The sequence below is a fragment of the Rhodopirellula sp. MGV genome, from assembly GCF_002251265.1.
GTDB lineage: Bacteria > Planctomycetota > Planctomycetia > Pirellulales > Pirellulaceae > Stieleria > Stieleria baltica_A.
In genome coordinates, this window is the sequence record NZ_NPDI01000067.1 from 1 (window position 1) to 21460 (window position 21460).

Annotated in this window: 18 protein-coding genes; 17 read left to right on the forward strand and 1 reads right to left on the reverse strand. The window is 55.7% G+C overall.

Features of this window, described 5'->3' with window-relative positions; genetic code table 11:
* Nucleotides 1-1039 (forward strand): hypothetical protein (locus tag CGZ80_RS22710; protein ID WP_158222818.1); only part of this gene is annotated, 1039 nt, incomplete at its 5' end.
* Between the two features lie 86 nt (nucleotides 1040-1125).
* Here CGZ80_RS22710 and CGZ80_RS22715 read toward each other — a convergent pair.
* Complete coding sequence (locus CGZ80_RS22715) at nucleotides 1126-1815, reverse strand: DUF5690 family protein (RefSeq protein WP_315851429.1); 690 nt, start codon at nucleotides 1813-1815, stop codon at nucleotides 1126-1128.
* Between the two features lie 199 nt (nucleotides 1816-2014).
* Between CGZ80_RS22715 and CGZ80_RS28825 the strand changes: the two genes are divergently transcribed.
* The 16 genes from CGZ80_RS28825 to CGZ80_RS22795 all read left to right on the forward strand — a co-directional run bounded on the left by CGZ80_RS28825 (nucleotide 2015) and on the right by CGZ80_RS22795 (nucleotide 21448).
* Nucleotides 2015-2425: a Gfo/Idh/MocA family protein gene (locus CGZ80_RS28825; protein WP_233148603.1), complete on the forward strand. Its 411-nt coding sequence runs from the start codon at nucleotides 2015-2017 to the stop codon at nucleotides 2423-2425.
* Complete coding sequence (locus CGZ80_RS28830) at nucleotides 2404-2991, forward strand: Gfo/Idh/MocA family protein (RefSeq protein WP_233148604.1); 588 nt, start codon at nucleotides 2404-2406, stop codon at nucleotides 2989-2991. The genes CGZ80_RS28825 and CGZ80_RS28830 overlap by 22 nt, the downstream gene beginning before the upstream one ends.
* Before the next feature lie 377 nt (nucleotides 2992-3368).
* Complete coding sequence (gcvT, locus tag CGZ80_RS22725) at nucleotides 3369-4505, forward strand: glycine cleavage system aminomethyltransferase GcvT (protein WP_094417978.1); 1137 nt, start codon at nucleotides 3369-3371, stop codon at nucleotides 4503-4505.
* Nucleotides 4506-4539: 34 nt separating this feature from the next.
* On the forward strand, nucleotides 4540-4941 hold the full coding sequence (gene gcvH, locus CGZ80_RS22730; RefSeq protein WP_094417979.1) for a glycine cleavage system protein GcvH: 402 nt from the start codon (nucleotides 4540-4542) through the stop codon (nucleotides 4939-4941).
* Between the two features lie 172 nt (nucleotides 4942-5113).
* On the forward strand, nucleotides 5114-6511 hold the full coding sequence (gene gcvPA, locus CGZ80_RS22735; protein ID WP_094417980.1) for an aminomethyl-transferring glycine dehydrogenase subunit GcvPA: 1398 nt from the start codon (nucleotides 5114-5116) through the stop codon (nucleotides 6509-6511).
* 16 nt (nucleotides 6512-6527) lie between these two features.
* A complete protein-coding gene (gcvPB, locus tag CGZ80_RS22740) occupies nucleotides 6528-7985 on the forward strand; it encodes an aminomethyl-transferring glycine dehydrogenase subunit GcvPB (RefSeq protein ID WP_094417981.1) in 1458 nt (485 codons plus the stop codon).
* Entirely contained in the window at nucleotides 7975-8745 is a 771-nt protein-coding gene (locus tag CGZ80_RS22745) for a biotin/lipoate A/B protein ligase family protein (RefSeq protein WP_094417982.1), read from the forward strand. The genes gcvPB and CGZ80_RS22745 overlap by 11 nt, the downstream gene beginning before the upstream one ends.
* 347 nt (nucleotides 8746-9092) lie before the next feature.
* The gene (locus CGZ80_RS22750) at nucleotides 9093-9791 is read left to right on the forward strand and encodes an FHA domain-containing protein (RefSeq protein WP_094417983.1); all 699 of its coding nucleotides are present in this window, start codon (nucleotides 9093-9095) and stop codon (nucleotides 9789-9791) included.
* A 160-nt stretch (nucleotides 9792-9951) separates the two neighbouring features.
* Nucleotides 9952-10539 carry an RNA polymerase sigma factor gene (locus CGZ80_RS22755; RefSeq protein WP_094417984.1) on the forward strand — a complete coding sequence of 196 codons (588 nt, stop codon included), beginning with the start codon at nucleotides 9952-9954 and terminating at the stop codon, nucleotides 10537-10539.
* A complete protein-coding gene (locus CGZ80_RS22760) occupies nucleotides 10539-11222 on the forward strand; it encodes an anti-sigma factor family protein (protein ID WP_094417985.1) in 684 nt (227 codons plus the stop codon). The genes CGZ80_RS22755 and CGZ80_RS22760 overlap by 1 nt, the downstream gene beginning before the upstream one ends.
* A 180-nt stretch (nucleotides 11223-11402) precedes the next feature.
* Nucleotides 11403-13709, forward strand: coding sequence for a hypothetical protein (locus CGZ80_RS22770; protein ID WP_094417987.1), 2307 nt, complete (start codon nucleotides 11403-11405; stop codon nucleotides 13707-13709).
* A 519-nt stretch (nucleotides 13710-14228) separates the two neighbouring features.
* Nucleotides 14229-14840, forward strand: coding sequence for a hypothetical protein (locus tag CGZ80_RS22775; RefSeq protein ID WP_143544107.1), 612 nt, complete (start codon nucleotides 14229-14231; stop codon nucleotides 14838-14840).
* A gap of 261 nt (nucleotides 14841-15101) precedes the next feature.
* Nucleotides 15102-16526 (forward strand): magnesium chelatase, encoded by a 1425-nt coding sequence (locus CGZ80_RS22780; RefSeq protein WP_094417989.1) that lies wholly within the window; start codon nucleotides 15102-15104, stop codon nucleotides 16524-16526.
* 68 nt (nucleotides 16527-16594) lie between these two features.
* Nucleotides 16595-18292, forward strand: coding sequence for a VWA domain-containing protein (locus CGZ80_RS22785; protein WP_094418056.1), 1698 nt, complete (start codon nucleotides 16595-16597; stop codon nucleotides 18290-18292).
* 74 nt (nucleotides 18293-18366) lie between these two features.
* Nucleotides 18367-19623 (forward strand): glycoside hydrolase family 71/99-like protein, encoded by a 1257-nt coding sequence (locus CGZ80_RS22790; protein WP_094417990.1) that lies wholly within the window; start codon nucleotides 18367-18369, stop codon nucleotides 19621-19623.
* A gap of 142 nt (nucleotides 19624-19765) precedes the next feature.
* A complete protein-coding gene (locus tag CGZ80_RS22795) occupies nucleotides 19766-21448 on the forward strand; it encodes a hypothetical protein (protein ID WP_094417991.1) in 1683 nt (560 codons plus the stop codon).
* Nucleotides 21449-21460 lie beyond the last annotated feature (12 nt).

Genomic DNA, 21460 nt, shown 5'->3' on the forward strand with positions numbered 1-21460 from the left:
TTTTTGTTTGACCCCTTTGACCGGTGCGACCAGTCCGCTGATGTTGTCGGCCATCTTGCTGGAAGCAGCCCTCTTCTACGCCTTGCTCACGGTGCGAACCAAGTCGGTCGTGACGACCTATCTGACCGCCTTGGCGGCGAGCGGGTCGCTGTGGCAAGCGATGCACTTCGGCGATTTTTCAGCGAATAGTTACCTGCTTTGCTTTGGCGGACTGGGACTGGCAATCCTGATCGGGCATCGCGTTTTCACCTCGGCAGAGGACGAGACGACCGATATCAGCACGGCGATAGGTGGCGTGGGGCACTTGATGCTCAGCATCTCTGGCATCGGTTGCATTCTGATGACACTCAACCGTTTGTGGATGGGTGGTTTTCAGGGGGGAACGATCCTGCTGCAAATCGGTTTCATCGTAGCCGCCTTGCTAACGGCCTTGATGCAGCCCAACGCCGACTTGCGTCGCTGGTACCGGGTACTGGCCATTGGGGAAGCGTTCGCGATGTTCCTGCTGGTGACATTTGGGCTCGACTTGGAAGCGTGGCAGAAGACCGAGATATTTGTAACCGCGCTTGGCTTGGGGCTTCTCCTGGCAGCCCATGTCGGCTGGGCCCACGAACAAGATCGTCGTAGTGATTGGGTCACCACTGGTCTGGCGTTTGGCAGCTTGCTAACCGTCGCTCCGCTGATGCTCGGGATGCTGGGCCAGCGATTTGGCTTCTATCACGAAGCGACCGGTTGGCGGTTTGTTCACGAGATCGGCGGTCTGACGGTTGCCTTGCTACTGTTGGGCTCAGGCATCTTGTGCCGCTTGCGGGCGACAACACTGGTGGGTGGCATCGCGACGCTGACTTACGTGGCGACGCTGCTGGTCTTCGTCCGATTGCCAGACCAACTGCAACACATGGCGGTCTACATGATGATTGGAGGTGGCATCTTCTTCGTGGTGGCCTTACTGCTGAGCATCTACCGCGACTACTTATTGGCTCTGCCGGAACGGGTGCGAACCGGCAAAGGGCTCTTTCGTGTGCTGACCTGGCGATAAGGTTCTTCCCGACCAAGCCCCTTAAGAAAACAGCCGACCAGGCGATCTGCCTGGTCGGCTGTTTTTGTCCGTTTGGTTTGAAGAGGTTAAGAAACCGTCTCAACCGCAGGTGTCGCGGGAACGCCTGCCCCTTGCAAATGGAAGTACCGCCAGGCAACCACCAGGCAGACCACCGAAATCCCCACAGTGAACCAGCAAAAGGTCATGAAGAAGTGCAGGAAGCTATCCGAGGTCGAAACCAGATCCTTCGCGAACATCACTCCCACGTAGCCCAGATACCCAATTGCGTCGGCCACGTACATCAGGAAACCTAAGTTCCCGCGCTCACGGGTCATCGCCAGCAGGCGTTCAAAGACCGTGGTGTGAACCGCGACATAAGGTAAGTAAAGTCCGAAACCAATCAGCACCATGAAGGTAAACGAGTCCATATTCCCCTGCTGCTGGGCGAACAGAGACATGGCAATCACCAGTAAGCCAAGTCCACAAATCCCTAGCGACATAAAGAAGGCCAGACGGTTGTTCTTCACCAGCACGGCCAGTCCATTGACCAGCGTGATTCCCAAGGCCACGATCATTTCCGAACGCGTGAACAGGGTCGCATCAGGCTCGGTTCCCAGGCCTTTCCACAACTCGACGGCGAAGTCGGCTCGGACGCTACGAATGATGGTAATCAGCAGAAAGATGGCAACCACCATCGACAATCCCAAGCCGAACTTATTGAACAAATCTAGCCAGCGGTTAGGTGATTTCGAGCTGGATGCATCACATAATCGCACGCTATCGCGTTTCGGCTGATGGGTTTTGCTACCCTGTTTTGAGTTTCAATCAGCCGCATCGGCGCTAGCCAGCGGTTGTTTGTTTTCGAGCTGGACGGACCACTTAACCGCACGCGACCGCGTTTCGGCTGATGGGGACGATGCGTTGATTCTTGGCGGATGCCACTTTGTGTTTTTCATTTCAACCCACTTGAGAGTGATGGCGATACGTTGGGGACTGATCGGTTGTGGTGACATTGCCGAAAAACGTGTGGCGGATGCGATTGTTCGCGACGAGAACTCGGTGTTGCAGGTGGCTTGTCGGCGTGACGAGGCCAAACTTGCGGCGTTTGCGCGGAGTTACTCGGTTCCGCACAGCATGGTGGAAGCCGATGCCGTGTTTGCCCGGGATGACGTGGACGCGGTTTACATCGCAACGCCGGTCGACCTACACGCACCGCAAACACTGAGCGCAGCGGCATCTGGAAAACATGTGCTAGTCGAAAAGCCAATGGCGCTCGACGCGATCCAGTGCGAGCTGATGATCCAGCTTGCGAGCGAGCCGGGGTATCGCTGGGCGTCGCCTATTACCGGCGATTCTATCCGGTGGTGCGGCGTGTCCGCGAATTGATCACGTCAGGGAAGCTTGGCCGTCCGCTGTCGATCCTGGCGACGACTGGCAACGCAAACCGTTTTCCTGCGGATGATTGGCGCGTGATCCGATCGCGTGGTGGTGGCGGACCGTTGATGGATATCGGCAGTCACCGATTGGATTTGTTTGTCGACCTATTTGGCGAAGTGGTGGATGTGAAAGCCAAGTGTTCGCGTTCGCCTGACTTCGAATCCGAAGACATGGCGACGTTGTTATTGGAGTTCAAAACGGGCCAGCATGGTGTGCTGCAGTGTTATTTTGGCACTGTTAACACGCCTGATCGGTTGGAGGTAATCGGAACCGACGGGCGCGTGACGATCGATGATTTGAACGAGGGCGGAATGGTTTTGGTGGACGCTAGTGGGGAGTCTCACGAGCACCATCCGCCGCACGAAAACTTTCATGCGCCGTTGGTCAGTGACTTCGCCGCGTCGGTGCTGGGCGGGCGGACGCCACGTGTCAGTGGCCGAGATGGAAAGCTGGCAAGCGACATTATCGAGGCGGCATACGCAGGGTTCCCGATCGCCGGATCGGGTGAGCCTTGAGGGCTCGCCGAACAGACGGCTGCTGCGCAATTTCGCAAAAAACAGGCGTGTTTGTTCGACTTCGCGAGTGAATCCGATCGCAGTTGCAACTCGAGGGGAGTTTCCGTCCCATTGAGTTCAGTGACACTGGAACCGTGATTGATATCCGGTACACTTTGAACTTATCAGGCATTCGCAGATTGCCTGTGCACCGATCGTTGACATGTTGGCCCGCGGAAACGCATCTCCTTTACTTGGTGAGTCACACGCTTTGTGACCTCCGGGCCCGGGTGTAATGTGTGGTGGGTACGCTGCGAGGATCGGAGAGGCTGCCGGTCCGAAATCGCACCGGCTCGTCGCAGCACGTTCACACCCCCGAAAGGTCCGCGAGAGACTGGATGAGTCAAGCCGAAGTATCTTCCCTGGCGCAAACCCCACTGGATCAATGGCATCGAGACGCGGGGGCCAAAATGGTGCCGTTCGCGGGCTACGAAATGCCCATTCAGTACGATTCAATTGTCAACGAGCACGAAGCTTGCCGGACGAAAGCGGCATTGTTTGACGTGTCCCACATGGGGCGGCTTCGTTTTGACGGCGACGGTTCGGCAGAGTTGCTGGACAAGTTGCTGACCCGCCGGGTGGTCGATCTGCCGGTTGGCGGCGTCCGTTATGGCACGGTTTGCAACGAGCAGGGCGGAATTCTGGACGACGTGCTGGTCTCGCATCTGAAAACGCCCAGCGATCAGTTTTACCACTTGCTGGTGGTGAACGCTTCGAATCGGGCGAAGATTGTCGAGTGGGTGAAGCAGCATCTGGACGAGTTCCCGACGGTCACCTTTTCCGATCGTACCGAATTGACCGCGATGATTGCGGTCCAGGGCCCACTGGCGATGGAGACCTGTCGCAAGCTGTTCTCGTTTGATCCCGCACGTCTGAAATATTACCAGGCCACGATCACCGATCAGTTTTCCAAGCCGGTGATCGTCAGCCGAACCGGTTACACTGGCGAAGACGGATTCGAGTTGATCGTGCGGGCCGAAGAGGCCAAGCGGGTCTGGGAAAACGTCATGTTGGCCGGTCGCGATGCCGGGTTTGCCCCCGCCGGACTTGGGGCCCGGGATACCTTGCGGATGGAGGCGGCGATGCCGCTTTACGGCCACGAGTTGGACGAATCTACGGATCCCATCAGCGCGGGTTTGTCATTCGCTTGCAATCTGGACGATCGAGACTTTATTGGTCGCGACGTGCTTGCCAAGATCAAAGCCGAAGGGCCGAAGCGTCGCCGCATTGGGTTGTTGCCCGAAGGCCGTCGCCCGGCTCGCGAAGGTTGTGCCGTGATCAGCAAAGATGGTCGCGAAGTTGGCACGATCACCAGCGGCGGACCGTCACCGACGTTGGGCAAGCCGATTGCGATGGCGATGGTGGACGTCGATGTCGTCGGCGAAACCGAATTCGAAATTGATATTCGCGGGAAACGTTCCGCAGCGGTTGCGACCAAGCTGCCGTTTTATCGTCGCCCGAAAACTGCTTCCTAATCTTCAACGCCTGTCTCACAAGGAATCTTGATCCGTGTCACGCGATAAAAGCAAATTGCTGTACGCCGAAACCCACGAATGGGTAGATATGTCCGAAGAAGGCGGACAAAAAATTGCGACGATTGGAATCTCTGACTTCGCGATCGAACAGCTCAACGACTTGGTCTACATGGACCTACCCGAAGTTGGCAAAACGTTTGACGCCGGCGAAGAATTCGGTGAAGTCGAGTCGGTCAAAGCGGTTAGCCCGTTGTATTGCCCCGTTGCCGGCGAAGTCATCGAAGTCCACGAAGGCTTGCCAGACAACTTGGACGGATTGAACGACGATCCTTATGACTTCGGTTGGGTGATCAAATTGAAAGTCACCGACGATGCCGGATTGGGATCCTTGATGGATTACCCGGCCTATCAAAAGCAGTGCTCCGAATCGGCGTAACTGCGGCGTGCGGATCGGTTTGACCGGTCCGGCGTAGATGGAGCTTTCAGTTTTGCATGGACGGCAACGTATCACGGATCATCGCGATCCATTGGCATTGCTGCACGCGCGATCGCGCGGCAGCAATCGACTGTGTCTTCTCTCCCGTTTGACGACCACGGAATTCTGATTGATGAAAGGCTACCTGTTTCACACCGATGATGATCGCCGCGAGATGTTGCGATCGATCGGCGCTGAATCGATCGACGAAATCATTGATGACCAAGTCCCCAAAGCGTTGCAAATGCAGCGGCCTTTGGACCTGCCTACGGCCGCCGATGAGATGTCGTTGGAAGGCGAATTGCGTTCGCTAGCCGCGAAGAATTGTTCGGTCTCAAGCCACGTCTGTTTCATGGGTGGTGGCGCCTACGATCACTTCGTCCCCGCCGTCGTTGACGAGATCGCATCACGCGGCGAGTACTACACCTCGTACACGCCCTACCAAGCCGAAGTCAGCCAGGGCAACCTGCAGGTGATGTTCGAGTACGAGACCATGGTCGCCCAGATCAGCGGTTTGGACGTCAGTAACGCCAGCTTGTATGACGGCGGATCGGCCGCAACCGAAGCGGTTTTGATGGCGCTCGCGTCAGTGCGTAAACGCAACAAAGTCATCACTTCCGACGCGGTTCATCCCCAGTACCTGGACATCTTGCGTTCGTACTTGGTCGGCATCGATGCGGAACTGGTGGTCGTCGAATCGGGCGATACCGGAACCAGCGAAGCGATCATGGACGCGATCGACGAATCGACCGCTTGCGTGTTGATCCAGCACCCGAATTTCTTTGGCCGTTTGGAAGACGTCAAACGGATCGCCGACGTTGCCCACGAACGTGGTGCACTGGTGATCCAGTCCTTCGATCCGATCAGCGTCGGGTTGCTGAAACGACCGGGTGACTTGGGTGTCGACATTGCCGTCGCCGAAGGCCAATGCCTGGGCAACCCGCTTGCATACGGTGGGCCCTACTTGGGCATCATCGCATGTCGCGCGGAGTTAATGCGGCGGATGCCAGGTCGGATCGCCGGTCAGACCACGGACCGTCGTGGAAACCGTTGTTGGGTGTTGACGCTGCAAACACGCGAGCAGCACATTCGCCGGGAAAAGGCGACCAGCAATATCTGTAGCAACCAAACCTTGTTGGCTTTGCGAGCGACGGTTTATTTGAGCCTGCTGGGTCCACAGGGGCTGAAGGAGACCGCCGAACACTGTGTGGTGAAGGCGAATATGGCACGCGACCGCTTTGCCGCCAGTGAGCGGTTCGAAGTCGTTCATAGCGGGCCTGTGTTCAAAGAGTTCTTGGTCCGTGACCGCGAAGGCGACGTGATTGGATTGATGAAGCAAGCGGCAGAACACGGCTTCTTGGCCGGTGTCCCCGTGTCGGACGTTTCGGAAACCGCATGTGGCGGTCGCTATGACGACTGCTTCTTGGTGGCGGTGACGGAGAAACGCACCGAGGCCGAAATGAATCGGCTGATGGAAGTTTTAGGGTCGGCCTCGACGGTCGGTTCGGCACAATTGGCTCAAACGGTTTGATAGAGGGGACTGACCGATGCGTAATCAACAAGCGACCAATCTGATTTTCGAAATGAGCCGCGCCGGACGTCGTGCTCATCAATTGCCGCCGTTGCCTGAATCTGGCGAAGCGGTCACCGCGCTGTTGCCGGCGGAAGCTCTCGCCGACCAGCCGCCGCCACTTCCAGAAGTTGCCGAAGGCGACGTGGTGCGTCACTTCGTGAACTTGTCGACGCTGAACATGAGTGTCGACACGCACTTCTATCCGCTTGGGTCATGTACGATGAAGTACAACCCAAAACGGAACGAGCGTTTGGCGTCCTTGCCAGGAATTGCTGACGTTCATCCGTTGCAGCGTGATCACACCGTTGGTGGTGTGTTGCAAATGATGCACGAGCTGCAATACATGCTGGGCGAGATCAGCGGTTTGCCAGGCGTTTCGCTGCAACCGGCAGCGGGTGCACACGGCGAATTGACCGCGTTGCTAGTCGCGGCCGCGTACTTTGCCGAGCGTGGTGAGACTCAGCGAACGGTTGTCTTGACCGCCGACTCTGCACACGGGACAAACCCCGCTAGCGCACAAATGGCTGGGTTTTCCACGAAGGCGGTGAAGAGTAGCGCTGACGGTTTGGTCGATGTCGAAGACTTGAAAAGCAAGTTGAACGACAAGACCGCCGTGTTCATGCTGACCAACCCCAACACCTTGGGGCTGTTCGATTCGCAAGTTGCCGAAATCGCAGACTTGGTTCACGAAGCGGGCGGACTGATTTATCTCGATGGTGCGAACATGAACGCGATTTTGGGGATCACTCGACCGGGTGATTTCGGCGCGGATTTGATGCACTTCAACCCGCACAAAACGTTCTCTGGGCCACACGGCGGTGGCGGACCGGGTGCAGGGCCGATCTGCGTTCGCGATTTCTTGGCAGATTACTTGCCAGGTCCGGTGATCGTTCGCGAAGGCGACGAGTACCGCAGCCACACCCCGAGCAAGTCGATCGGACGTGTACGCAGCTTTTTTGGCAACGTTGGCGTTCTGATTCGGGCGTACATTTACATTCGCACGTATGGCAAAGAAGGCCTTCGCAAAGTCAGCGAAGACGCGGTCTTGGGCGCGAATTACTTGCTCAGCAAAGTGCGTCACATCATGGACGTGCCGCACGGCGATCGTTGCATGCACGAGTTCGTTGCGTCGGCAAAGCGTCTGAAAAAGGAAAAGCACCTTTCAGCGATGGACCTTGCCAAGCGTTTGCTGGACTACGGTTTCCACGCACCGACCGTTTACTTCCCATTGGTGGTTGAAGAAGCGGTGATGGTTGAACCGACCGAGACGGAAAGCAAGGAAACGCTTGATGCGTTTGCGCAAGCGTTGTTCCGAATTACCGAAGAGAGCGGTGACTTAATCGAAGACGCGCCGCACTCGACCAAGATCAGTCGACCCGATGATGTCGCTGCGGCACGTAAACCAGTGCTGAAATGGACTGATGGTGAGTGAGACGCGATCGGCCGGGCGGTTGATGATGCATTGGTCACGCGATGCGTCATGGAACATGGCCGTCGATGAAGCAGTCATGCAGTCGGTTTCGGCAACTGCCGAGGCTGAGGGCATGGCTAGTGCTGTGATGCGGTTTTATAGCTGGGAACGACCGACCCTTTCGCTAGGGTACTTTCAGTCCAGCCGCGAAGCGATGCCGCGATTCGAGTCACTTGCACAGGTTCGGCGGAGCACCGGTGGTGGGGCGATCGTTCATGATCGCGAGTTAACGTACAGTCTGACGGTGGCGACCCCACCCGGGCAACGTGGTGCGCGTCACGATTTGTACCAAGGTGTCCATGCCGCGATTGTCGAACAATTTCGTGAACTTGGCGTCACCGCTTTGCCATATCGACTCGATCGGCAGCGAATGTCTGACGAAGATGCGTTTTTATGTTTTCAGCGGCGAACAGAAGAAGACTTAGTAGTCAGCGGCTATAAGATTGTCGGTAGCGCGCAGCGGCGAGCCAAACGAGCTGTGCTGCAACATGGCAGCGTACTGCTGAGAGCGAGTTCTGCTGCACCTGAATTGCCTGGCGCATTTGATCTGACGTCTCGTTCAATCGACCGGTTGGCGTTTGCTGAAGGTCTGGCCGCGCGGGTGGGAAGGTTGCTGCGGGTCGATTTTCGAGAATCGGAATTGACGCCGGCGGAACTCGGTGCCTGTGACCGGGTTCAACATGAGAAATATGGGAATCAGGATTGGTTGCAACGCAGGTAGTTTTCGCCAACGTTGTTTACCGCGCAGGATTGTGCCCCAAATCCCTCGAATCGTTGAAAAGAGTGCAGGTTCGGCACCCGTAGGCGGGATAACGTACTTCAGCGTTGCGGGTTGAATTGACGGTGCACCGCTGCGGCGGGGGTTCTGTTGGGTGTTGGCAATCGCCTAATTCGGATGATTACGGCATTTTCTCAGCCAGTGTAACTGTTTACAATAAAGTCGATATACGGCAGCCCAGACGAGAAAGCTCGGTGCAAAATAGATTCGCTTCCGCACAATCGGCGCTGTCGACTAGCGAGGGTCAATGGCCATGACCGGCCGATTTAGTCATAGGAAAAAGGTGCCGTATGCAAGTCAAGCTTAGGGTCATGACGGGAAGTCACGAAGGAGTCGAGATTCCTGTAACCGGCGAGAAGTTTTTGATTGGCCGTAGTGAGTCTTGCCAGTTGAGGCCTAAGAGCGACTCGATCAGCCGTAAGCATTGCATCATCGTGATCCGCGACGGGCGTGTTTTGATCCAGGACCTGAAGAGTCGCAACGGGACCTATGTCAACGAAAAGCGGTTGCCCAGCGACCGAGCCAAGATCTTGTCACCCGGCGACCACATCAAGCTCGGCAAACTGGAATTTGAGATCGTTGTTGAGCACGGACTGAAAGGCGCCAAGAAGCCCGAAGTCGTTGATGTCAGCGACGCTGCGGCGCGAACCGTGAAAGAATCCGACAGCCGCTTTGAAGAGGTCGATGTCAACGGTTGGTTGGACGAAGCAGACCAAGTTGACCGGGTTCGTAAATTGTCAGACCCTGACACACGTCAGTTTCGGTTGGATGATCTCAAGAAGCCCGAAGAAGCTGAGTCGTCCGTCGACAAGGACCCATCGAGTGACAGCACGGATCTTTCCGTCAACGACAGTTCGCTGTTGGAACGTTTGCGGCAGCAGAAAAAGCAGAAGAAAGGCAAGTTGCCGGACGGTCTAAAGAAGTCGATGACCGAAAGTTCAAAGGCTGCCGCCGACGATGCCTTGAAGCGATTCTTTAGCGGACGCTAATCGTCAGGCTTGGTTCAGCGTCTATCTCGACTGCCTGCGGCGTTTGCCGAGGCCATTTTGGGCCGGGCGTCACTGCGGTGACTGCCAAGATTCATATTTCTTTGGCGAATGGTTGTGCGTATCTTGGTTTCATCCGACCAACCTCCAAGAGGCGCCCCACGTGGACGATCCAGCGAATCTTTCGACAGCCGTGCTGGCCAAGCAGATCATCGAGGATGACGCTGGCGCATTTGCGGTGCTGATGAAGCGGTACCACGCATTTGTTTATGGGATTTGCTTCGCGATTCTGAAGCATCGACAAGACGCCGAAGACGCCACGCAAGAAACCTTTAGCCGAGTGCTGAGGTACCTTGATCGTTGGGACCCACGACGCCCGTTTGAACCTTGGTTGGCGACCGTCGCCGGGAATCGATCGCGAAGTCATCTTGCCAAGCGACGAATGCACTCGCCGCTGACCGAATCGGCAGAACCTCAATCAAGTGCAATGACGCAGAGTTTGGCTGCGTCCGCTTTCGAAGAGGAGATCCGTTTGGCGATGCAGGGACTTACTGATCGCCAGCGCACCGCGTTCGAATTGTTTCATCAATCCGAATTGTCGTACGAAGAGATTTCCAAGCGGATGGATTGTCCAATCGGCACTGTCAAAACGTTGGTCCATCGGGCGCGAAAAGGGATGATCGAATCGCTGCGAGAGCGCGAGGTTTTGCAAAACCAGGGGACGAACCCCAAACGGCGGAGGGCTTCCTAATGAATTGTGATCAATTCGAAGAACGACTCAACGAACTTCTCGATCAGCGACTGCCAATCGAAGGAGACGCACAACTGGCGCGGCACGTCCGTCATTGCGACCGTTGTAATGAGACTTATCGGTTGTGGGCGGCAATTGAAATCCAGCCGGTGGAAGGGATTCGCCAACCGGAGTTCGTCTCCGAACGTAGCGATCGTGCCGGTTGGCTGCGAGTATCGCCCGCGGCAAGAAGGGGATTGGTGTTGGCGGCGGCATTGCTCGTCGCCGTCGGTGTTCGACTGATTCCGATGGGAATGCTGGACGACGCCCCGGTTGCGATCCAAAATACGAGTGTGGACAACGGTGCGTTGGTGATCGCGCAGTCGCAACCGGTCGAAGAGACGGTCGAGAACGAAGACGTGCTCGATCCTGTTCTGTTGCACTGGCAAGACAGTGCCGATTGGTGGAACTTCGTCGACGAGGAAGCCTTCGTGGCGACCACCAAACCGGCGTTCGAATCCGTGCGGCTAGGTGTTGAGCCAATCGGTCGATCGATGAAGCGAGCTTTTGCGATCCTGATTTTCCAGCCGACACACCAAGTGGAAGTGACGACGCCGGAGCAGACTCCCGTTTCGTTCCGTGAGCAAACTTCGTTGAACCCGATTCCAGCCAGCTTCGGTCCCACCAGTGGCGTGCTCGCGTAGCAAGCGTGCACGCAAGGCGTCGTTTTCCTGCGTCGTCTTTGTTTCGCTTCTCGTGTTTGAATCGCAATGCAGGTACTACCGAATACAACTCGCCGACGCATTTGTTCGTGGGCTGTCGCGGGATTCTGTTTCGCTGTGGCCGGGTTTGTTTGCTCGAACACAAGCTTCGCCGATCAACGTGTGATTCTGAAAAGCGGTTTGGCACTGCAGGGATTTTTGGTTGACGTCCCGGCGATGAACCAAAGTGGTTTCCAAGCAGGTGGTGCCCAATCGTTATCACGCCCAATCTTGTTGGTCGATGACGGACTGCGTCGGGTCTATGTTCATCGGCGTGGCATGGTGGCGGGAGAGCCGCAAGACGTGCGAAGCGTTGAGCGGACGATCGAGTTCAAACAACGATCACCCGTCAGCGGCGATGAAATACAAGTCGTCGGCGACATCCTCTCGGTTTCAGACTTCAACGAATATGCGCGCCGCTACATCACCATCCGTAGTCACGATGGGCCGATCGAGATCGTTCAGGGGATTACGGAACTAAACGCGCGTTATGCAAAGCTTGAGGCGCTGAAGAGCAAGCCGTCTTATAAATGGGACATGCGCGTCTCGACACGCTCGATTCGTCCTGAGACGTTCCAAAGGATTTTCCGCCAGCGGATTGATCAAAACGATTTGGATGCGCGACTGATGGTGGTTCGGTTCTTTATGGAGTCCGAACGTTACCGAGCTGCCGAGGACGAATTGACTCGTGCCATTCGTACGTTCCCAGAGCTCGAAGACATGAAGTCTCAACTGAGCACTTTGGTGGCGTTTCAAGGCGAGCGTTTATTGGACGAAGCCGAACGTCGCGGCAGGGCAGGGCAGCCGGCGTTTGCACGGCAGGTGTATTCAAATTTTCCGATGGATGCCGTCGGGCGACAGATGCGAGAACGCGTCAAAATCGCGATCGAAGAGCTTGATGCGAGTGATCAAGGAGTTGCCGATCTGCTGCAGTCACTGCGGCAAGACCTGTCGCAGATCGCGGACCCAGGCCCCAATGTCGAACGAGTGATCAAAGAAATCGAAACTGGCCTGTCGGCGTCGACCGTTGCTCGATTGAACGACTACGCGCGTTTTAAAGGAGCCGTCAACACACCGGTTGAGAACCGAGTGGCGCTCGCTATCGCCGGTTGGCTGATGGGGCCAGGTTCCGGAGAACAAAACTTGGTGGTGGCTGGTTCGTTGGTTCAGGTTCGAGACTTAGTAGCCGAGTATTTGGGATCGGCGAATTTGGTCCGGCGGCAAGAGATTCTTGAGGAACTGAAGGGAATCGAAGGTTCCCAGATCGAATATGTGGCAAAGCTGATCGAGTTTCTCGAGCCGGTGAAGGACTGGCCGGAAGGTGCGGCAGACGGAAAGATCGCGGGCTACTATCGCATCGGCAAACTGGCGGAAGCAAACGCCGATGGGGATGCCCCAGAGCCGATGCTGACCGAACAACCGGACTACGTTATTCAATTGCCGCCGGAGTATGACCCACGCCGCGAGTATCCGTGTTTGGTGGTGTTGCCGCCGCCCAACGCGCATCCCGAGTTGGAAATGACTTGGTGGGCTGGCGAGGTTGACGCGGCAATGGGCTATCGCACCGGTCATGCAATGCGGAACGGATACATCGTTGTGTCGCCGAAGTGGGGCCGCCCGACGCAGCATGCGTACGAGTTCACGCCGCGGGAACACGACAACGTGTTGCGTGCGCTACGACACGCAATGCGGCACGCTTCGATAGACGCTGATCGCGTTTTTATTGCCGGACATGGTGAGGGCGCGACAGCGGCTTGGGACATTGCGCTTTCGCATCCTGATCTTTGGGCCGGCTTGGTGTGTGTGAATGCCGAACCGTCAAAGACGATTGCACATTACTATCCCAACGCACGCCATGTCCCGATGTACCTCGTCATGGGAGAGGCCTCTGGCCCAAAGCCGCCGCTGGTTCGCATGGGCGCAGTGCTTGATAATCACATGGAGGTTCGAAACGATGTGACGGTCGTGATGTATCGCGGTCGGGGGCGAGAGGATTTTTATGAAGAGATCCCCGAGCTGTTCGATTGGTTGAACGTCCCGACTCATGTTCGCAAGGAAATTCCCACCGAGCTGGATGCTGTGACGATGCGGAAGGGAGATCAGTTCTTTTGGTGGCTGGAACTTGGGCCGCTGAAACCTGCCGTCGACATCAATCCAATCCTGTGGGATCAAGAACCGCGGAAACGAAGTGGAAAAATCGATGGCCTCATCGGGGGCGGAAATCAGATCCGTGTGAATGGGCCGAGTGATTCTTATGTGGTTTGGCTGCGCCCCGACATGGGTGTCGATTTGAGTAAGCAGATCGTTCTCCGCTCGGGCAGTTCACCACAACACATTGATTTTGACCGTGGGTTAGAAACGATCTTGGAGGACACCCGCCGGAGGGCGGATCGCAAGCGACCGTATTGGATGCGAATTAGCGTCCCTTGAGTTTGGCGGGCCCCCTAGCGGAAGTGACTCGTTCGAATTTTGGCGGCTGGTCGCCGGATTCAAACAAAGAATTCACCCCCTTATTCGTCGCAGTGGCCGCTATTTTTGCGGTGCGGGGTTTTAGTGGCGGAGGGCCACTATGTCGGGTGTGGCTGCAGTGGTTTTCGTGCAGCCAGAACGCGGTCGGCCGACAATAATACGGCGTTGCTGATGCAAACGGGACCTTAATGGCCCGTAAAGCGTCACCGCAAAGAAGTTCAACCGGATCGCCGAACCGCTTATCGGTCAGCGGTCTCTTGAATAAAGATGCTCGGGGCGGAGGTCTCCGAGCCAATTCTTTCCCCACCGCTCCACACTGGTACGAGTAAGGATCTGTTTCGCCACGTGTCTGTTATTTCTGAGACTCCACCGAATGCTTCGCCGGAGTCGTCTGTTGAACCCGATGATCAGTTTCATGTCACGTTGGGACCAGACGATTTTCTGAGGCTAGGGGTGCGCCGCTCGGAAACGAGGCTCGCGGTGATTCGAAATGCTGCCACCCGGGCGGCAAAGTCGCTTGCGTTAAAGCAGTTGTCGGATCCGAGTGAATTGACCGCACACCAGCTTTCACAAGTTGCCGTGTCGACGTATCGCTTGCTCGATCCACGCCAGAGACCGGATCGGCAATCGCGCATTCACATCGGTCGAATTCGTCCGGGCGCGATGTATCAGGCGGGGGCGACGCAGTTCGCTGATCACCGTGCAATGGTGAAGCAGTGGAAGGCACGTTTAGCTGAACCGACCGTGGTACCGCCTGTCGAGTCGGAGAAATCTGTCGAGTCACAGCAATCGATACGTATTGATACTGCGAAGCCGCCGTCGTTGAGTGCGGATCAGATTCACCAGCAGGGTGATGCCCGCGGGCGGCGTCAGTGGCGTCTTCGCAAAGGCGTTCAGCATCCTGCGGTGATGATCACCATGATGCTGTTATTGCTTTCGGCGTCTGGCGGTTTGTTGATGTGGGGGCGATCGATTCGGTCGTCGCGTTTGCATCCACCTGCCGACGTTTCCGCGGAGATGTCGCAGTCAGAGTCTGCCGGCGATTCGTCGGTCTCTGCGGACTCAGACAGCCTTGTCGGTGAGCAGCCTTAGGTTGCGATCGGTCGCACGTTAGCACCGGTCTGGCCGTGACTTCGTCGTTGCGTTGACTGCTGCCTCTTTTCCGATGGCTGCGTCTTGCGTCCGTGGTGATCTTGGGGATTTTCAGCCTCCGGATCGGTAGGGCATGTATTCCGCGGCGGTGCTGGTTTGCTGACGGCTACAATTGAACCAGGAACGCCGGTCGTGACAGCCTGACGCCAAGATCGCTCCTGCGTCCTCTAGGAATGTTCATTTGAATCGAAGGATACTTGCATGAATACGGCGACAGCGGCTCCCAGCTCGACGACTCTACGTGAACTGCTCGATAGCGGTTGGGAGTCCAAATCGGTCAAACGCGAGATGCGCGATAATTTCATGCGTCAGCTCGCCGCCGGAGAGGAATTGTTTCCGGGGATCGTTGGCTATGAGGACACCGTGATTCCGGACATCAACTTGGCAATTCTTGCTGGGCACGACATGTTGTTCCTTGGTGAGAAAGGCCAAGCGAAAAGTCGTATCATGCGAATGTTGACACGGTTTTTGGACGAGTGGGTTCCCTACATCGATCACCCGGATCTTGCGGTTCACGAAGATCCGACTGCGCCGGTAACGTCGTTAGGGCGACGGTTGGTTGCTGAGCATGATCCCGAAGACATCAAGATCGCCTGGTGGCATCGGAGTGATCGCTATGCCGAGCGGCTCTCACCTGGAACTAAATTCGCTGACATCATCGGCGAAATTGATCCGGCAAAGTTGACCGGCGGGGTCAGTATGAGTGCTGAAGAAGCGCTGTCGTTTGGATTGATTCCTCGTTTGCACCGAGGGATTTTTGCGATGAACGAGCTACCCGAGTTGGATGATCTCGTGCAGGTCGGCTTGTTCAATATTTTGGAAGAACGCGATGTCCAGATTCGCGGCTATCCGATCCGGTTCGACTTGGACATCGTGATCCTGTTTTCGGCGAACCCATCGACGTACAACCGCAGTGGGAAAGTGATCCCGCAGTTGAAAGATCGAATTGGAACGATCGTACAAACCCACTATCCGACCGAGCGTGATCAAGGGATCGAGATCTTGCGTCAAGAAGTGGGCGCAGATTTGGAAGGTGAGTATCCGGTCGAAGTGCCGTACTTTATGTATCAGCTGATTGAGGAGATCACCAACCAAGCTCGACGCAGCAAGTTTATCGATCATGCGTCGGGCGTTTCTGCGCGATTCTCCCTTGCCAACTTCCGTACGATGGTCGCTTCGGCTCGCCAACGTGGCATCTTGCATAATGAAAGGCCGGCGGTACCACGGATCTCTGATCTTGGGCATCTTTATGCCAGTTCGTTGGGCAAGCTGGAACTCGATCTGATGGGAACACATCAGATGAGCGAAAAACAAGTGCTCGATGCGGTGGTTGCGAAAGCGATTGAGACGGTTTTTGGTGAGTATGTCCAAGAGCATGGGCTGGCCGAAATCGCAGAAATCTTCCGCAGTGGCGTGCGAATCGAAGTCAGTGATCTGTTGCCAAGTTCCGAGTACGCGGAGCGTTTGAAGAGTGTTCCGCCGGCATGGAAAATGGCGTTTGAGGTCAATGCCGCCAATAGCGACGCGGTGCGGGCGAGCTGTGTCGAATTTGTGCTCGCCGGGCTCTACAGCATGGATCGAATCAGTCGCGCACAACGTCAGGGCAAGATTGAATACGAGACTTGATATCACTTCGTATTGGTTGCCGTCTGTCTTTTGCCTGTTAGTTACACCTTGTATTGGATCGCAAGTCGATGCGTAAACAAGTCGGCGGAATCATCCACGCCTATCAGAAATACGACCCGGCGACGTTTCCGCCCCCAACGCAGGAATCACCTGATCTGATAACGCCGGCATTTGAGCAGGCGTTGATGTATGGCGATTTTCGCGAGTTGAGCGAAGAAGAACTCGCTCGTGCGGTTCGTTTGGATCCGAGTCAAATTAAAGGGCTTGGGCCGAGCATCGAAATGCTGCGGCAGATGCTGGAAGATCGTAAGCGAAAGATTCTGGAAACTTACGAATCGTTGACCGTGCAGAAAAAAGCACGGAAGGCGTTTCACCGCGCGGCAAAGCAAGTTAATCCACCGAAAGACTTGGCAAAGACGTTTCGTGAAGCGGTGATACGCGAACAACCGTATTTGTTGGAAGCACTTTGGTACCGCGCCGAAAACCGTGGCGACAGTCTTTCCACGGACCTGTTAAAAGTCGCTTCTGCGATGGCAGACAAGCACAACATCGAAGAGCTCCACAGCGAATATGAATTCATCGGTCATGAATCGATGAGTGTTCCGAAAGCTCTCGAAATCAAGCAGGAACTTGAGCAGATCGATGAGTTGCTCAAGCAGCTTGAGGAAGCGTCCAAGACCGCCCAAATCGGATTGATTGACATGGAAATGCTCAACCAATTCGTGCCCACCGAAGACATGCAACAGTTGGAGGAGATGCGGCGACAGGTCGAAAACATCATTCGTGAGCAAGCAGAACGCCAAGGCCTGGAACGCGATTCGTCGGGACAGTTTCGCCTTACCCCGAAAGCATACAAGGTCTTTCAAGGCCGATTGCTAGAGCGGATTTTTAGCGAACTTGCGCCGTCTCGATCGGGACGTCACCAAGGTGATGTGGTTGGTGAGGGAGCGGTCGAATTGCAGCAGACGAAGCCGTACGAGTTTGGTGACTCAATCGCCAACATGGACATTCCTCAGACTGTGATCAACAGTCTGCTGCGGCAAGGTGACAAGCGACCGCTGCGATTGCACGGCGACGATATCGAAATCCACAAGACGCGGAATCATCCGAAGTGTGCGACTTGTGTCGTCATGGATATGAGCGGTTCGATGCGCTACGACGGACAGTACATGAACGTCAAACGCATGGCGCTTGCTCTGCAAGGCTTGATTCAAACCGAGTATCCCGGCGACTTTTTGCGATTCATCGAGATGTACACATTTGCCAAAATGCGATCTCCCGGTGAAGTCATCAAGCTGATGCCCAAGCCTGTAACGATTCATGATCCTTGGGTGCGTCTAAAAGTCGACATGAGCGACGAGCACATCAGCGAAACACAGATCCACCAGCACTTCACCAACATCCAGCGTTCGCTTCAGTTGGCACGCCAGAACTTGGCCGCGACGGACACGCCCAATCGTCAGATCGTTTTGATCACCGATGGGTTGCCTACGGCGCACAACGAGGGCGAGTGGCTGTACATGCTCTATCCGCCTGATCCACAAACCGAACAGGCGACCATGCGGGAAGCGATGCTTTGCCAAAAAGAAGGGATCACGATCAACATCTTTCTTGTGCCGAGTTGGTCGCAAAGCGAGGAAGACATTCGCTTTGCCAACCGTCTGGCCAAGACAACTCAAGGGCGAGTCTTTTTCACCAGCGGAAATAACTTGGATCGCTTTGTCCTTTGGGACTACGTCCAGAACCGCCGCGAGATCATTTCCTAGGGAACTCCTGCGACTCGCTGCGACAGCATCATTGCGTGCTAGACTTTGCCGAAGGGGTAGCTTCATTCCTAACGATGTGGTCCAAGATGATGTGCCTGCCACGCCTGATCACTCGGTTGTTGATGACGGCGCTCTTTGTGACAGCCCACTTGATGGTCGTGCCCGATTCCCTGTCGGCTGTTTTTGCCAATGACTCGGTAATCAATGCAGACCAGAAGGAGCAGGATCCCGAATCGCCGATGATCTTGGCGCACTACATGCCCTGGTTCGTTGCCAAACCCAGCAGCGATCACTGGGGATGGCACTGGACGATGAATCACTTCGATCCTGATCAGGAATCCGATGGAAAGCGACAGATCGCGTCTGCGTATTATCCAATCGTCGGACCGTATGATTCGAGTGACCCCGATGTTCTCGAGTTTCATCTATTGTTGATGAAACTTGCCGGGATCGATGGTGTGATCGTCGATTGGTATGGGTTAACGGACTACCGTGACTACGCGATTTTGCATCGCAATACGACACGTTTACTTCAGCAATGCGAACGACTCCGAATGAAGTTCGTCATTTGTTATGAAGATCAAACGATCCCTGCTTTGGTCGCTGCGGATCGTCTCGCAGCTACCGATCGCATCTCGCACGCTGTCAACGAACTCAATTGGCTTGGTAAGTATTGGTTCAAATCGGGGAGTTATCTCAAGCTGGATGGCAAACCGGTTTTGCTGTCGTTCGGACATGCCGGCCTTACCAATGAGGAATGGGGAAAATGCCTAGCGGCCCTCGATTCGCCCGTTTCCTATTTCAGTCAAGACTTTCGTCGGTCCGGAGCGATTGGTGGCTTTGGTTGGCCCGCACCCAAAATTGGCATGCAACAAGTCGACCAATTTTTGGCGGACGCAAAACATTGGACGCGAGCGATTCCGGTGGCGTTTCCAAGGTTCCATGACGTCTATCGGGTCGCCGGTGTTCAGGAAGGCTATCCTCGATTGCCCGATGCTAGCGGTCAGACGCTTCAATCGACGTTGAACAAAGCGATCGATTCCAACGCAGTGGTCGTTCAAATCGCAACTTGGAATGACTGGGGCGAAGGCACGCAGATAGAACCGAGCGTCGAACTTGGATACCGCGATCTGGAAATTGTCCAGCGATTGCTTCGGCAACGTCAGTTCACAACACACCAACCCCAAGATTTGTCGTTTCCGTTTCTTCTTTATCAAGCCAGACGCAGCGAAGGACGTCACGAAACTGCAGAGCGCGCTTTCAAGCTTTTTTCCCAAGGTGAACTCGGGGCGGCATTGTCGGTGCTTGGGGCAACGGTCGACCGAGAGTGATCGTTCCGGTTGACCAACTCGCCAGCACTACTGGCGAAGCGAACGAAATCGTGGACTCAACTGCGCTTGCTATGGTCTGGCCATTGCTGTATCAGAATGATTCCCAAAACTTTAGCTCCATTTTGAAAATAACGAGGCAAGGATGCGCTCGTCACTGACCAGCCGCCAACGATCAGTCTTGACCAAAGGCAACGCGGCCAAGTTGCTTGCTTTGCTAGCTATCGCGGCACCCGGCTGTCGATCGACTCGCCCCAGCAGTTCGCTGGTTCAGGTGACTGAAGATTCGTCAGCGCCGGTGGCATCGATCGAGGCGCCCCAGCAGCGTTTGGCGACGACCAAACGGATGCCACCGCAGTCGAGTGAAAACAACTCGATGCTTGCCCGTGCGCGGGCGATGGTGATGGGCGGCTCGAATGAGCCTGCATCCGCGCAGGTTTCTAGCAATTCCGCAGCCACGTCGGCACAACTGGCAAGTTCAGCGGCTGGGAAATTGGCTCAGCAAGCCGGCGCAAAACCATCGTCGACTGCGACGGCAACGCAGGTTCAGAACAAACCAAAAATCGAGACCGCGAGCGATCCTGTCGCCCAGCAACCGGCCCCCGGCGATGTTCGTCCCGTTTCGGCGAGCGACGAAGACATCAAGGTTAGCGATGGCGGGTTGGTTTCGGCCTCTCTGTCGGATTTGACGATCACAGACGGGGATTCGAAAGGGACGGTTGAAGCGGCGCAGCCACCGGTTGTGACCCAGCAAGTCGCATCAGAAAGTTCGCCTTCGCCAGAGGCCCCCAAGGTATCACGGCGACCGATCAGCCAGACAAGTCAGCCGTTGGCGCTTGCCGCGGCCCTCGAGAATTCATTGAACTCGTTGCCAGAATTGCCAACGACGCCGGCGGACTATCAAGGCCCAGGGCCGCAGCGAATTGGAACGGGAAAACCACCGATCGACGATTCGAATTCGGACGATTCAGAAACAGCATATGCGTATGTGACCGATGACGCATCGGGTACCGATGCAGCGACACAGCCAGTCCAAACTGTCTCGCACAGTTCCAATGGAATGGCACCGGTTACGTTGATGTCTCAGGCAGATGAAAAAGTCGCGGTCGAAAACCGCACGGACGGTCCGCTTGGCGAAGAAGAGTTGTATTCGATGCTTTTGCAGCGAATCGTCGAACCGAAAGAAAATGAAACGCCGCGTGACTTGGCTCGTCGTCAGATTATCGCACGGTATTTGATGGTGCTTGCCGGTGATCCAGAAACGGCTGTCGAGTCGATGGACGGTTTTTCGGAGAGCGAGCGGGAATTTTTGAAGAACCAATTGATCGGCCTGTGGACGATCATCGACCCCGACGGGCATCCGTCCGCCGGTCGCCGCGTCACCGAAGCGCTACCGCACTTCCGAAAAGCGACGTCCTATCTGTCGGAAGCAACGGATTCGTTGGAGCTTCGTCAGTTGGAGTTCTGCACCGAGATCGAATCCTACGGTCAGGTGAAGCCGTTCGAAAACAAACGTTTCGCGCCTGGCCAGCAAGTCATCTTGTACTGCGAAGTCGAGAATTTCGTCGCGACAGAAAAGGATGGGTTGTTCCGAACCCAACTGGAAGGCAGCTACGAAATCTACGACGCGTCCGGCAACAAGGTGGTCAGCCAGATTTTGCCGGCCGACCAGCAACGTTCTAGCAATCGCTTGCGTGATTACTTTGTCGCCTATCAAATGAATTTGCCGGATCAACTGCGTCAGGGAACCTATCGGTTAGAGCTGACGTTGGAGGACGCGATTGGCCAAAAGTACGGCCAGGCGAATATTCCCTTCGAAATCCGGTAGTCAGACTGCTCG

Excerpts from the sequence above, each read along its gene's own strand:
- gcvPB (WP_094417981.1), top strand. The coding sequence starts at position 6,528 with ATGCGTAATCAACAAGCGACCAATCTGATTTTCGAAATGAGCCGCGCC.
- gcvPA (WP_094417980.1), top strand. The coding sequence starts at position 5,114 with ATGAAAGGCTACCTGTTTCACACCGATGATGATCGCCGCGAGATGTTG.
- CGZ80_RS28825 (WP_233148603.1), top strand. The coding sequence starts at position 2,015 with ATGGCGATACGTTGGGGACTGATCGGTTGTGGTGACATTGCCGAAAAA.
- CGZ80_RS22750 (WP_094417983.1), top strand. The coding sequence starts at position 9,093 with ATGCAAGTCAAGCTTAGGGTCATGACGGGAAGTCACGAAGGAGTCGAG.
- CGZ80_RS22745 (WP_094417982.1), top strand. The coding sequence starts at position 7,975 with ATGGTGAGTGAGACGCGATCGGCCGGGCGGTTGATGATGCATTGGTCA.
- CGZ80_RS22795 (WP_094417991.1), top strand. The coding sequence starts at position 19,766 with ATGCGCTCGTCACTGACCAGCCGCCAACGATCAGTCTTGACCAAAGGC.
- CGZ80_RS22780 (WP_094417989.1), top strand. The coding sequence starts at position 15,102 with ATGAATACGGCGACAGCGGCTCCCAGCTCGACGACTCTACGTGAACTG.
- CGZ80_RS22785 (WP_094418056.1), top strand. The coding sequence starts at position 16,595 with ATGCGTAAACAAGTCGGCGGAATCATCCACGCCTATCAGAAATACGAC.
- CGZ80_RS22760 (WP_094417985.1), top strand. The coding sequence starts at position 10,539 with ATGAATTGTGATCAATTCGAAGAACGACTCAACGAACTTCTCGATCAG.
- gcvT (WP_094417978.1), top strand. The coding sequence starts at position 3,369 with ATGAGTCAAGCCGAAGTATCTTCCCTGGCGCAAACCCCACTGGATCAA.
- CGZ80_RS22790 (WP_094417990.1), top strand. The coding sequence starts at position 18,367 with ATGTGGTCCAAGATGATGTGCCTGCCACGCCTGATCACTCGGTTGTTG.